The organism is Planktothrix prolifica NIVA-CYA 540 (assembly GCF_963864145.1).
GTDB classification, from domain to species: Bacteria; Cyanobacteriota; Cyanobacteriia; order Cyanobacteriales; family Microcoleaceae; genus Planktothrix; species Planktothrix agardhii.
In genome coordinates this window covers 228,967-241,184 of record NZ_CAWLTW010000001.1, presented here as the reverse complement: position 1 = coordinate 241,184, position 12,218 = coordinate 228,967, and the positions used below count along the sequence as shown (strand labels likewise).

The 12,218-nt window shown below is 40.5% G+C and carries 10 protein-coding genes and 1 pseudogene; 5 read left to right on the top strand and 6 right to left on the bottom strand.

The genetic code is table 11. The features are described 5' to 3' along the window. Positions 1-51 precede the first annotated feature (51 nt). Entirely contained in the window at positions 52-1,179 is a 1,128-nt protein-coding gene (locus tag AC559H_RS01050; protein WP_026793449.1) for a quinone-dependent dihydroorotate dehydrogenase, read from the top strand. Positions 1,180-1,331: 152 nt separating this feature from the next. Next, on the top strand, positions 1,332-2,000 hold the full coding sequence (locus tag AC559H_RS01045; RefSeq protein ID WP_036833872.1) for a DUF1345 domain-containing protein: 669 nt from the start codon (positions 1,332-1,334) through the stop codon (positions 1,998-2,000). Between the two features lie 61 nt (positions 2,001-2,061). Here AC559H_RS01045 and AC559H_RS01040 read toward each other — a convergent pair. The 4 genes and pseudogenes from AC559H_RS01040 to AC559H_RS01025 all read right to left on the bottom strand — a co-directional run. Next, positions 2,062-2,664, bottom strand: a pseudogene (locus tag AC559H_RS01040) (dienelactone hydrolase family protein); the annotation flags it as partial. A gap of 183 nt (positions 2,665-2,847) precedes the next feature. After that, positions 2,848-3,765, bottom strand: a complete 918-nt coding sequence (gene rsmH / locus AC559H_RS01035; protein ID WP_026793448.1) for a 16S rRNA (cytosine(1402)-N(4))-methyltransferase RsmH — start codon at positions 3,763-3,765, stop codon at positions 2,848-2,850. A gap of 59 nt (positions 3,766-3,824) precedes the next feature. Next, on the bottom strand, positions 3,825-4,772 hold the full coding sequence (locus tag AC559H_RS01030; protein ID WP_026787480.1) for a hypothetical protein: 948 nt from the start codon (positions 4,770-4,772) through the stop codon (positions 3,825-3,827). A gap of 11 nt (positions 4,773-4,783) precedes the next feature. After that, positions 4,784-5,995 (bottom strand): AAA family ATPase, encoded by a 1,212-nt coding sequence (locus tag AC559H_RS01025; RefSeq protein ID WP_026793447.1) that lies wholly within the window; start codon positions 5,993-5,995, stop codon positions 4,784-4,786. Positions 5,996-6,148: 153 nt separating this feature from the next. On the opposite strand from AC559H_RS01025, the gene AC559H_RS01020 reads away from it, so the two are divergent. After that, positions 6,149-7,333: an NAD(P)H-quinone oxidoreductase subunit H gene (locus AC559H_RS01020; protein WP_026793446.1), complete on the top strand. Its 1,185-nt coding sequence runs from the start codon at positions 6,149-6,151 to the stop codon at positions 7,331-7,333. 133 nt (positions 7,334-7,466) lie between these two features. Here AC559H_RS01020 and pyk read toward each other — a convergent pair whose 3' ends face one another. After that, positions 7,467-9,248, bottom strand: a complete 1,782-nt coding sequence (gene pyk, locus AC559H_RS01015) for a pyruvate kinase (protein ID WP_026793445.1) — start codon at positions 9,246-9,248, stop codon at positions 7,467-7,469. Positions 9,249-9,466: 218 nt separating this feature from the next. Then, complete coding sequence (locus AC559H_RS01010) at positions 9,467-10,258, bottom strand: COP23 domain-containing protein (RefSeq protein WP_026793444.1); 792 nt, start codon at positions 10,256-10,258, stop codon at positions 9,467-9,469. Positions 10,259-10,394: 136 nt separating this feature from the next. On the opposite strand from AC559H_RS01010, the gene crtR reads away from it, so the two are divergent. Both crtR and lepB read left to right on the top strand, forming a co-directional pair. Beyond that, positions 10,395-11,288 (top strand): beta-carotene hydroxylase, encoded by an 894-nt coding sequence (gene crtR, locus AC559H_RS01005; RefSeq protein ID WP_026793443.1) that lies wholly within the window; start codon positions 10,395-10,397, stop codon positions 11,286-11,288. 181 nt (positions 11,289-11,469) lie between these two features. Next, positions 11,470-12,045 carry a signal peptidase I gene (gene lepB, locus AC559H_RS01000; RefSeq protein WP_051319696.1) on the top strand — a complete coding sequence of 192 codons (576 nt, stop codon included), beginning with the start codon at positions 11,470-11,472 and terminating at the stop codon, positions 12,043-12,045. The last annotated feature ends 173 nt before the right edge of the window (positions 12,046-12,218 follow it).

Here is a 12,218-nt window from a genome sequence, read left to right as displayed (position 1 = left end):
AATAGACTAAATTTAAAACTGGGAATTAAGACCTAAGCATAGGAGACTATTTTGGATATTTACCGCAGCGCCGTTAAACCCCTTTTATTTTATGGACTCAAAATTGATCCAGAATGGGCCCATCATCGCGCTTTAGAAGTCTTGAGTTGGATTGACCAAAATCAGTCTAATTCACCCCTAAATTGGCTAGAATCTCAACTTAAACCATCATTCTGTTTACAGGATATCCGTTTACAGCAACAATTGTGGGGTTTAAATTTTGCTAATCCCGTGGGTTTAGCCGCCGGGTTTGATAAGGATGGAGTTGCTGCTGGAATTTGGCAAAGTTTGGGTTTTGGATTTACGGAATTAGGGACAGTTACCCTCCATCCGCAACCAGGAAATCCCCAACCTAGATTATTTAGATTAGTTGAGGATGAAGCCATTTTAAATCGCATGGGATTTAATAATCAAGGGGCGGAAATATTGGCGCAACGGTTAGAGGAAAAACATCAACAAAAATTTATGATTCCAGTCGGAATTAATTTAGGAAAATCTAAAATTACTCCTTTAGAAGAAGCCGCCGAAGATTATTTAGGGAGTTTTAAACTGTTAAAAGACTATGGGGATTATTTTGTGGTTAATGTTTCTTCTCCTAATACCCCCGGATTGCGATCGCTCCAAGATGCGGAACAATTAAGTAAAATTATAGCGGTTTTAAATACTGAAAATACAGATAATAAACCAATTTTAATTAAAATAGCACCGGATTTAGAATGGGATGCGATCGCCGATGTTGTTAATTTATCCCAAACCCATAAATTAGCCGGAATTATTGCTACTAATACTACCATAAAACGCGACGGATTAAAAACCCAATGGCTACCCCAAACCGGAAGTTATATTACCCAAGAAGCGGGAGGAATTAGTGGTGCACCCCTAAAAGAAAGATCAACAGAAGTAATTCGTTGGATTCATCAAAATACCCAAGGACAGTTACCTATTATTGGGGTTGGGGGAATTTTTACCGCCGATGATGCTTGGGAAAAAATTACAGCAGGAGCTTGTTTAATTCAAGTCTATACGGGTTGGATTTATGAAGGGCCAGGAATGGTAAAAAGCATATTAGCAGGACTGTTAAAAAAATTAGATCAATATGGGTTAAATTCAATTTCTGAGGCCGTTGGTTTCAAACCTTAACTAAAGGCAAGATTGCCTATTCTTTATTTCCTATACCCTCGCTCAAGCCGCTAATATTGCCGAAAAACTTAAAGATTTAGTGCATCAGTTTCGGTTTATTTGGAATCACAAAACCTTTTAACTTTAATGAATGAAATTTGGGATATAAATTTATGCTCAAACCTCAGATTTCTCACCAATGGAAAGTTCGCTATCGCCTGATTTTATCGGCTTTATTTTCTTTAATAGTATCATTTTTTCTGCCATCTTGGTTTAGTTTATCCACTCGGATTCTATCATTATGGAATGCGGGAATGATCTGTTTTTTAATCTCAACTTGGGTATTAATGGTGCAAGCAATCCCCAAAACAATGCGCCGCAATGCTCAAAGCCAGGATGAAGGACGATTAGTAATTTTGAGCTTAATTACGGCTTCTGCCTGTGCTAGTATATTAGCAATTACTTTTATATTAAGAGAAACAAAAGATCAGAATATTAATATAATTATTACCCATATAATTTTAGCGGTGATCACAATTATTGGATCATGGTTACTGGTTCATACAATTTTTGCGATTCACTATGCCCATGAATATTATCAAGACCATAAAACTCTCAGTAATTCTCCAGCAGCAGGACTAGATTTTCCCGAAGATATAGAGCCTGACTACTGGGATTTTTTATATTTTGCTTTTGTAATTGGCATGACCAGTCAAGTTTCAGATGTACAAATAACTTCCCGGTCATTAAGGCGTTTATCGCTATTTCATGGCATTCTTTCCTTTTTCTTTAATACCGTAATTGTGGCGATGAGTATTAATATTATTGCGGGTTTAATTTAATATAATCCCATAGAAAATTGATGCGATCGCCTTTTAAAAAAAGCGATCTTACCTTCATTCCCTAAAAAATTTCCTGAAAAAACACCTTCATTGCTTCAAAAGAACGACGATCAGAATCGGGATTATAAGCTACTCCTTTAGAGGGATCATTCCCCGATTTTGGATTAGTAAAACTATGCACCGTTCCACCATAATTTACCATTTGCCAATCTACATTTCCCTCCCGCAATTCCTGCTCAAATGCCTTAATATCCTCTTGAGAAACTAACGGATCATCCGCCCCATGTAAGACTAAAACTTTGCTTTTAATTCGTTTACCATCCTGGGGATTAGGACTATCTAAACCACCATGAAAACTCACCACCCCATCAATATCTGCACCACTTCTTGCCAATTCTAAAACCGTTGTTCCTCCGAAACAATATCCAATCGCGGCTAACTTTTCAGAATCAGTTTGAGGTTGTTTACGAAGTTCTGTTAAAGCAGCATTAACCCGTTCCCTTAATAGTGCCCGGTTACTGCGATAAAGGGTCGCTTGAGTTTTAGCTTCCTCTGCGGTTTGGGGTCTAATTCCTTTGCCATAAATATCCGCAGCAAAAGCGACATAACCCAGACGTGCTAGTTGTTCTGTACGACTTTTAGCATATTCATCTAAACCTTTCCATTCATGTACAACTCAGAATGTTCATAAGCATCGGAAATAGACTATTAACTCAATTTTGGTATTATAGCAACTATAGTGAATCTCAATTAGTTGTATAAATCACCTAAAATCACAAAAGAGTAGAAGCGAGGTCTTCTCGCCCCAACAATAGAATCTAGGTTTTTTTAGGGTTTATAATCTTGACTATTCTATTATCTTTCGTTCTGCTAATCTTAATTTAGCTGAACGAGAACGGTGATTATTATTCAGTTCATCGGGTTGGGGTTGAATCGGTTTTTTAGTTAATACCTGTAAAATAGGAGACTCTTTAAACCGATGTTTAACGATTCTATCTTCTAAACTATGAAAACTAATCACTCCAATTCTACCCCCAGGTTTTAACCAATATTGCGCTTGGTCTATAAATTTTTCTAAACAAGTTAACTCTTGATTCACCGCAATTCTTAATGCTTGAAATACACGGGTAGCCGGATGAATTCGTCCGTGACGATAACTCGCCGGAACACAACCGCCGATCGCATAGGCTAAATCCGTTGTGGTTTGAAACGGCCGTTTTTCTACAATTCGTTTAGCAATTCGTCTGGATAACCTTTCTTCCCCATAATGATGAAAAATATCCGCTAATTGCTTCTCATCCCAATGGTTAATAATCTCCGCCGCTGTTAAAGATTGTTGTTGATTCATTCGCATATCTAAAGGCGCGGTATGGCGAAAACTAAACCCACGTTCTGGCTGATCAAACTGATAGGAACTCACCCCTAAATCTGCTATAATTCCATCAAATTGTTTAGATTTGGGGTTATATTGAGTAAAGTTCCCTTGCCAAAACTGCACTCTTTCCAAGAAAGAAGGATCTGTTTGTTCAAATTTAACCCGGGCGGCAGCGATCGCTTCTTGATCCTGATCAATTACTGTTAACTGGATATTCTCCCCCGCTTGTAACAATAACAAACTATGTCCGCCACCGCCAACGGTTGCATCCAGATATTCCCCCCCCGCACAAATTTCTAACCCCGCAATTAATTCCCGACTCAACACAGGAATATGGACAAAGCCTGTCCTGAGCTCTGTCGAAGGGGGGGTTTGAGTATTTTCTTCCACTGTTTCGATTTCAGACAATGTAATTATTCCTATAGAATGGTTATTATCAATATAGCGTTTTATACAAACTGATATAAAATTTTAAAGAAAACACTCAGATGATATTCAGCATCACTATGTTCTGAATAAAATTTTCCTATCTCTAATAGTAATTGATCTCTGTAAACTTCTGGTGAACGACTCCAATCAGGAGGGGGTTCAATTTTACGCCAAAAGTTTTTAGCTTTTATTAGGGTTAACAACGCATAAATTAATTCATTTTTGCAAGTTAGATCTTCAGTAGAGTTAAATTTTTGAATCCATGAAGTTTTTAATTCGGTGGTATCAGTACAGTTTAAACCTGGACAATAGTTGATTCTTTGACAGGCGGTTATCAGATGATTTTTTAAATCAGGATCTTGATTAATTAATTCAGCCATATCTTTATAGATATCTGTTAGTAAAAGATTGTTTCCTTTATAAAGGGGAACAGGAAGCATCACACAACTATCAAACGTTTCTTGCAATTCAGGTATAATAAAATAGGATTCTTTATGAATTAAGCCTGTTACCCAAATTCGATGCTTTGGTGCAGTTTGCTGATTAACTTTTAATCCTTGATAAAGGTCATAAAAGATGGTTTCAGTATCTGGAAATTGATAATTATGACCAATCTCTTTAGATTGAAGGTCTAAATCAACAATAGAAAATAGTTTTGTAGGGTCTAAATAGGAGTTAATCGGATTTTGTTCATGTAAATCTAATAAACTAAAATAAGTATTAATCACATCTTGGCGATCGCCACAATTAAAAAATTGAGGTCGGTATTGACTCCATCCTTGAGGGATACAAGCTTTATAAAAGTTCGCATCAGGTATCCGCTCCATTTCTTTATAGCTTTCCGGTGAACGTCTCCCCCCAAGTTCGGGAATCTTCCCTTCACACAAAACTAAAATTTTATTTTCAATCCTGTTAGATTTAAGAATAATTTTACAATGTTCTTGTAATTCCTCTGGGTTCAGACTCATGTTACTCAATACTAATTTTTATTTTTAATTAATTTCAGCTTAATTGCTTTAACGTGAGCAGGGGTTAATGCCTCACATAAGTCGTAAGAGTGGGTTGCTAAAATATATTGGTTGCTGGGTTCCCATTTTTCTAAATCTGAAATAATTATATATTGCCAGTCTGGATGTAATGTAATTTCAATTTCATCCATTAAAACAATAGCATCTTTTATTTCATTATGTTTTAGCCAAACATAAATACTGAGTCTTTTTAATTCGCCACGACTAAGATCTTCGGGATATAGGTCTACTTCTTGACCCTGTTTATCTAATTTAAAGGTTATTTGGTTTAAATCTGGAGAAAAATAGATTTTTTTATTAATCAAAATTGAATTTATATCCTGCTTCAATAAAGTTTCATAGTAATTACTGTCTTCTCTATCTTTTATTGCATTTCCATCTTTGTTTCTAGCATCTATAAATAATTGATTTACCAGATCTACTGCGAGAAAATCATAAGTAAAAAAACCTGGGATTTTTGTTTTTAAGGAATTTATGTTAGAACAGTCTTTTTTTTCATAATCATCTTTTTTTTCAGAAAATAACTTTCTATATTCTCCATTCATAAATAGAAAATCTTGTGTTATATGAGAAGCAAGAAATACTTTTCTTGACAACTTATCCAAAAAAAATCTAGCTTCATTAGAAGACAAATTCCCTATTTTACAAAGTAATGATTTGTCTTTAACTAATTGATCTTTAGTTGAAGAATAAGTACAAATAAACAATAAATTTTCTCGTTCCCAGTCATCGTCATCTAGCAGCCTGCTTATTGATTCAATAGGTAGTCGTAAAAAACGATTATTTTTAGAAGAAATAGAAATCGGCAGTTTTTTGTTGTAATCCTTGGAATTTATTTTGGCATTTATTGCATCAATGGTTTGATGAGAAAAAAACTCGATAGTGTGGATCTTAGAACCGTCCCAAATATCGAAGATAGCTAAAATAGTTTTCTCTGATGACTGATTAGGATTGAATCTATGAAGTAAATTTTGTAAAAAAATCGTTCTCTCGTCAGAAGCAGAACAGTGGAGAAGGGTAAAAATCAACTGTAAGAGTGTACTTTTCCCCCCTCCATTCTGACTTCCTAGCGGAAAAATTTGAGGAAAGAAATCTTTTTCAAAGGTAATATCTACTTGATTTAAAGCCCTAAAATTAGGAACTTGAACTCGTAGTAAGTGCATACTAGACTCCTGATGAATGTGGAGTTAAAACGATACCTTAATAAAATATAGAATACAACATTGCGATCGCCAACAACCTAATCATATATCCTATAATTAGAACAAAAATCCCCAAAAAGCCATAAATCCGCGTTAGGGAACACCGATAAAAGTATGAGTAGAATTGAAACCCGCACAGAACCCATGGTCTTGAACATGGGGCCACACCATCCCTCCATGCACGGGGTCTTACGGTTAATTGTCACCCTGGATGGGGAAGATGTGGTGGACTGTGAACCCGTGATAGGGTATCTGCATCGCGGTATGGAAAAAATCGCCGAAAGTCGCAGTGTTGTCATGTATGTCCCCTATGTTAGCCGATGGGACTATGCCGCCGGAATGTTCAACGAAGCGGTAACGGTGAATGGCCCGGAACGATTGGCCGGAGTTACCGTCCCCAAACGGGCGCAATATATTCGAGTGATTATGCTGGAACTCAACCGCATTGCTAATCACCTATTATGGCTTGGCCCATTCCTGGCCGACGTCGGCGCCCAAACACCCTTTTTCTACATTTTCCGAGAACGGGAACTCATTTATGACCTCTGGGAAGCGGCCACCGGATACCGGATGGTAAATAATAACTATTTTCGGATTGGGGGAGTAGCAGCCGATTTACCCTATGGTTGGGTGCAGAAATGTCGAGATTTTTGCGATTATTTCGGGCCAAAAATTGACGAGTACGAACGCTTAATTAGCAATAACCCGATTTTCCGACGTCGGATTGAAGGTTTAGGAACCATTACCCGGGAACAGGCGATTAACTGGGGATTATCCGGCCCAATGTTACGCGCCTCTGGGGTGAAGTGGGATTTACGCAAAGTTGACCACTACGAATGTTACGACGAGTTGGACTGGGATGTGCAGTGGGACACGGGAGGAGACTGTTTAGCCCGCTATTTTGTGCGGATTCGGGAAATGCGAGAATCCCTCAAAATTCTGTATCAAGCCCTCGATGCTCTCCCCGGTGGCCCCTACGAAAATTTAGAAGCCCAACGGATGATGGCCGGGCCGAAATCCGAATGGAATGGTTTTGATTATCAATTTATTGGTAAGAAAATCGCCCCCACTTTCAAAATTCCTAAAGGGGAACATTATGTAAGAATTGAAAGTGGCAAAGGGGAACTAGGTATTTATATCATTGGAGATGATAATGTCTTTCCCTGGCGGTTCAAAATTCGGGCGGCGGATTTCTGCAATTTACCGATTCTCTCGGAATTAGTTCGAGGGGAAAAAATCGCTGACTTGGTAGCCATTCTCGGTAGTATCGATATTATTATGGGTTCGGTTGACCGTTAGGAATAATTTGTTTCAAAGTTGGGTCAGAAAGAATAAAAAATTAGCGATCAACGAATGATTTTATCATCCGGCGATCGCTAATTTTTTTGAAAAAATCTAATCTTAATCAATCTAATAGAAAAGGGAAACTACTTCAGATATTTTCAGTCCCCGAACCACTGTTGGCTCCCGAATATACAATCCCGCGCTCCATATCTAAGGTCAGAATCACCCCATCTCGAATTAAGCGGGTGGCATTATTTACCCCAACAATCACAGGGACTCCTAACCGTAAACCAATTACCGCCGCGTGACTGGTCAAACTATCGGCTTCGGTGACCACACCCCCCGCCTTTCGCATCACATCCACAAAATCGGCACTGGTTTGAACCGTGACCAAAATTTCCCCGGCATTAAAATCAGCCAACTCTCCAGCACTACGGGCAACCCGCGCCCGTCCAGTCACGCAGCCCTGACCCACGGCCGTTCCCTTCCCCAAAGCAGCCGTCACCACTTCTACCTTAATCAAATCCGTAGATCCGGCAACCCCCTGTAGAGTTCCCGCCGTGGTCACAACCAAATCTCCATCGGCCAGGAGATTTTTTTCCCTAGCCACATTCACAGCAGCTTGAAATGTTTGGTCAGCCGAAGGTAAATCCAAAACCAATAGCGGTTTCACCCCCCAAACTAAACTCAACTGTCGGGCTACTTCAACGTGGGGGGTAATGGCTAAAATCGGGGTTTGGGGTCGGAACTTCGAGACATTCCGAGCCGTAGACCCAGTTTTAGTTAAGGTCATAATCGCCGCCGCGTTCAACTGGTGAGAAATTTGTGCTACCGCCTGACTAATGGCATTAGGAATAGAACGTCCGGTATCTTCTACTTTAGAAACATTGCGGGTCGCCCCCTCCTGTTCAATCCGCACCGCAATCCGGGCCATGGTCGCCACCGCTTCCACCGGATAGTTACCCACGGCGGTTTCATTGGAGAGCATCACCGCATCGGTACCATCTAAAATCGCATTAGCCACATCGGAAATTTCCGCCCGGGTCGGTCGGGGATTATTCACCATGCTATCTAACATCTGAGTCGCGGTAATCACCGGAATTCCCATGCGGTTAGCGGTGATAATTAACCGTTTTTGTAAAATCGGCACATCCTCGGCGGGAAGTTCCACCCCTAAATCGCCTCTGGCCACCATCACCCCATTACACAAAGCCAGAATTTCTTCCATTTGTTCAATGGCTTCGTGTTTTTCAATTTTGGCAATCACGGGAACATCTTTCCCCGCACTCGCAATTAATTCTTTAATTTCTAAGACGTCCTGGGGATTTCTGACGAAACTTAAAGCTACCCAGTCCACTCCTTGGTCTAAACCAAACATTAAGTCCTTGCGGTCTTTTTCGGTCATGGCTTTAATGGAGAGATAAACCCCAGGAAAATTCACCCCTTTACTATTAGAAAGAGTCCCGCCTACAACCACACGACAATATAAGCGTCCTTTTGATGGTTCGACTTTCTCTACGACCATTTCCACTTTACCGTCATCGAGGAGAATCACCGCCCCATTTGGGACTTCATCGGCTAAAGGTTTATAGGTCACAGAGGACATTTCTTGGGTTCCCACCACGTCTTCACTGGTGAGAATAAACTGATCATCCCGGTTCAGAATAATCGAACCCGTCTCAAATTTCCCTAATCTGATTTTTGGGCCTTGGAGATCTTGTAAAATCCCCACGGGTTGATTCAGTTCAAAGGCGGTTTGTCGAATCATCCGAATACTGCGTTGATGATCCTCATGGGTATTATGGGAAAAATTTAAGCGCAGAGTCGTTGCACCCGCTTCAATCAATGCGCGGAGAACTTCAGGCTTCTGGGTAGCAGGGCCGATTGTAGCGACTATTTTAGTTCGATGCAGTAGATTTTGCGGTTGCATGACTCAATTAAAGATCTAGGGGATTGTCCGTAGAGACGAGCCACGGCACGTCTCTCTCTCTACAGATCATAAACAGAATTTAACCATGTCAGGGACACATCAGGATCAGGAATTACGAATTGGTAATGGGTAATTGGTAATTGGTAATAGGTAATGGGTTTTGGGTAATAGAAAGAGTTTACCTCCCCTGTTCCGGTGTTCCGGTGTTCCCTCTTAATCTATTTAGGAAAATAACGGGGGTTTAAGCGTGATCCGGTGCCGCCATCGTTGGGGTCGAGGAATTGACGTAGGGGAATACCAGTAGAACGAGTTCTTGGCCGTCCTAAAGCCCCTCGAATGATGTCTCCGGTACTTTTTTCATTCACCAGGGTATTGATGCCTTGGGTGCTTTGGCCACTGTCGGCAATTACGAGGTTTTGGAAAATCCGATCGCGCACAAATAGGGGATCTTCCCCAGGGGGCACGGTTAAGACAATCCGACATTGGGGAATATCTTCGGTCGTGGCGCAGAGGGTATTGTAACCATTCTCAATTGCTGTGCTGATTTCTGCTAATCCATCGGGACGATAGGACTCTAAACGGCGACTAATCTCTCCACAACGGCGTTCCGGTGTCCATCCGCCCCCCATATTGCTAGGAACTGCCCAAGCATAGCCTTGATTGGGTTGGCTGACGGGATAATACATGACCGTATATTGACCGCCAATTACTTCACATCGAAACCGAGCAATTGCCGTGTCCCCGGTTTCCACTTCCACTTGAGGAATTAGGGGGCCTTGATCCGTGGGCTGAGGTTGGGGGGCTGGCGGTTGGGTGGTATTGGTAGGGGGAACCGGAATCGGTTGGGGCGGTTGGGTTGTGTTGCGGGGAAGTTGCAGCAGATCGGTCAAACTGGGTAAAGATGGCCACCGAGGTTTGGCGTTAGCCCCGGTCGCAGAACCCAGGATTGATAGGGTAATTGATAAACCAACAAATCCGACTAAGGATCTACGCAGTAGTAAGCTAGACATAAATATTTTCTCCTGGGGATAAAATTGTGGTATTTTAGGCAATTACGTTCGGGTTTAGTGATTTTATAAATCTTTACAATTTGTTACTTTTCTCATAAAATACTCAGGTGTGAAACTTCAAGGAGTGCAAACTGTAATGTCGGAGGCAAGCAAGCCACTGACAGTCCCCAAGGAATACCTCGCCGCAGAGGATGGTTTTAACACCACGCTACTGATGTTTTTCGGTGCGGTAGTAATGGTGATCTGTTCCACATTGGGATACTGGCTTTGGGGTTGGCCAGATTGGTGTTGTTTTTTGATTAATGTTTTGGCGCTGCACCTTTCGGGGACAGTGATCCATGACGCATCCCATAATTCTGCCCACAAAAACCGGATTTTGAATTCGGTATTAGGACACGGTAGTGCTTTGATGTTAGGGTTCGCTTTTCCCGTATTTACACGGGTGCATATCCAACATCATTGCCATGTTAATGATCCAGACAACGATCCTGATCATTTTGTTTCCACAGGTGGCCCCTTGTGGTTGATTGCGGCACGTTTTTTTTACCATGAAGTGTTTTTTTTCAAGCGCCGACTTTGGAAAAAATATGAGCTTTTGGAATGGTTTTTGAGTCGCTTATTTGTAGTGACTATTGTTGCTATATCTATTCATTATGACTTCCTTGGCTATATTCTGAATTTCTGGTTTTGTCCGGCTTTGGTTGTGGGAATAGCTTTGGGTTTATTCTTTGATTATTTACCCCATCGTCCATTTCAAGAACGGGGTCGCTGGAAAAATGCTAGGGTGTATCCGGGTTCGGTTTTAAATCTGTTAATTTTGGGGCAAAATTACCATCTGATTCATCATTTGTGGCCGTCTATTCCTTGGTATTATTATAAGCCAACCTATGAATTTATGAAGCCCCTGTTAGATGAAAAAGGTTCTCCCCAAACCTTGGGAATATTAGAAGGAAAAAAAGACTTTTGGGGTTTCCTCTATGATGTCTTTTTGGGAATCCGTTTTCATCATAAATCCTCCCATGAGAATTAACAATTTATCCCTGAAATTCAATGGATTAATGATTGAGAATTAAGAATCGTAATTCCGCTATGATTCTTAATTCTTAATTTGTTTTTATAGATAAAAATGTTATAGAGGTACGAATTACAGTTAGGACACTTCTAAATCCAGCAAACTCATTCCCTATTCCCTGTTCCCTACCGCTAAAACCATGGAAAAACCAGCTATTCAAAAGCCACAACCTACTATTCCTGAAAAAAGTCTCTGGAATCAAATCCGAGAGAATATTGTAATTTTAGCGATCGCACTGGGATTATCATTATTAATTAGAACTTTTGTGGCTGAACCTCGATTTATTCCTTCGGATTCGATGTTTCCGACCTTAGAAATAAATGATCGCTTAGTCATAGAAAAAGTATCCTATTATTTAAAATCTCCCCAATTTGGTGATATTATTGTTTTTACTCCTCCTTCGCAATTACAAGAAATTGGCTATGGGGCTGATCAAGCCTTTATTAAACGAATTATTGGTAAACCGGGTCAAATCATTGAAGTTAAAAATGGTCGGGTTTATATTGATAATGAACCCCAATTTGAACGTTATATTGCTGAAGAACCCCATTATCAATTATCCCCAGTCAAAGTTCCTGATAATTCCTATTTTGTCATGGGAGATAATCGCAACGATAGTAATGATTCCCATGTTTGGGGTTTTCTTCCCAAGGAAAATATTATTGGTCGCGCCGTCTTTCGTTTTTGGCCAATTGAAAGATTTGGCGGAGTTTAGAATCAGCGTGCTTCGATTTTCTGGGATATTTTAGATTATAGCAACCGCCAAGGCAGTTAAGACACCAGACGGATCTTGGAACCCAGACGGTAAAGTGTTTTCCCCCTGTTCCCTCCCCCCTAGCCCCCCGTGCACGGGGGGTTTGGGGGCTGTTCCCTGCTATACCACAGATT

Excerpts from the sequence above, each read along its gene's own strand:
- AC559H_RS01045 (WP_036833872.1), top strand. The coding sequence starts at position 1,332 with ATGCTCAAACCTCAGATTTCTCACCAATGGAAAGTTCGCTATCGCCTG.
- AC559H_RS01030 (WP_026787480.1), bottom strand. The coding sequence starts at position 4,772 with ATGAGTCTGAACCCAGAGGAATTACAAGAACATTGTAAAATTATTCTT.
- AC559H_RS01025 (WP_026793447.1), bottom strand. The coding sequence starts at position 5,995 with ATGCACTTACTACGAGTTCAAGTTCCTAATTTTAGGGCTTTAAATCAA.
- AC559H_RS01020 (WP_026793446.1), top strand. The coding sequence starts at position 6,149 with ATGAGTAGAATTGAAACCCGCACAGAACCCATGGTCTTGAACATGGGG.
- pyk (WP_026793445.1), bottom strand. The coding sequence starts at position 9,248 with ATGCAACCGCAAAATCTACTGCATCGAACTAAAATAGTCGCTACAATC.
- AC559H_RS01010 (WP_026793444.1), bottom strand. The coding sequence starts at position 10,258 with ATGTCTAGCTTACTACTGCGTAGATCCTTAGTCGGATTTGTTGGTTTA.
- crtR (WP_026793443.1), top strand. The coding sequence starts at position 10,395 with ATGTCGGAGGCAAGCAAGCCACTGACAGTCCCCAAGGAATACCTCGCC.
- lepB (WP_051319696.1), top strand. The coding sequence starts at position 11,470 with ATGGAAAAACCAGCTATTCAAAAGCCACAACCTACTATTCCTGAAAAA.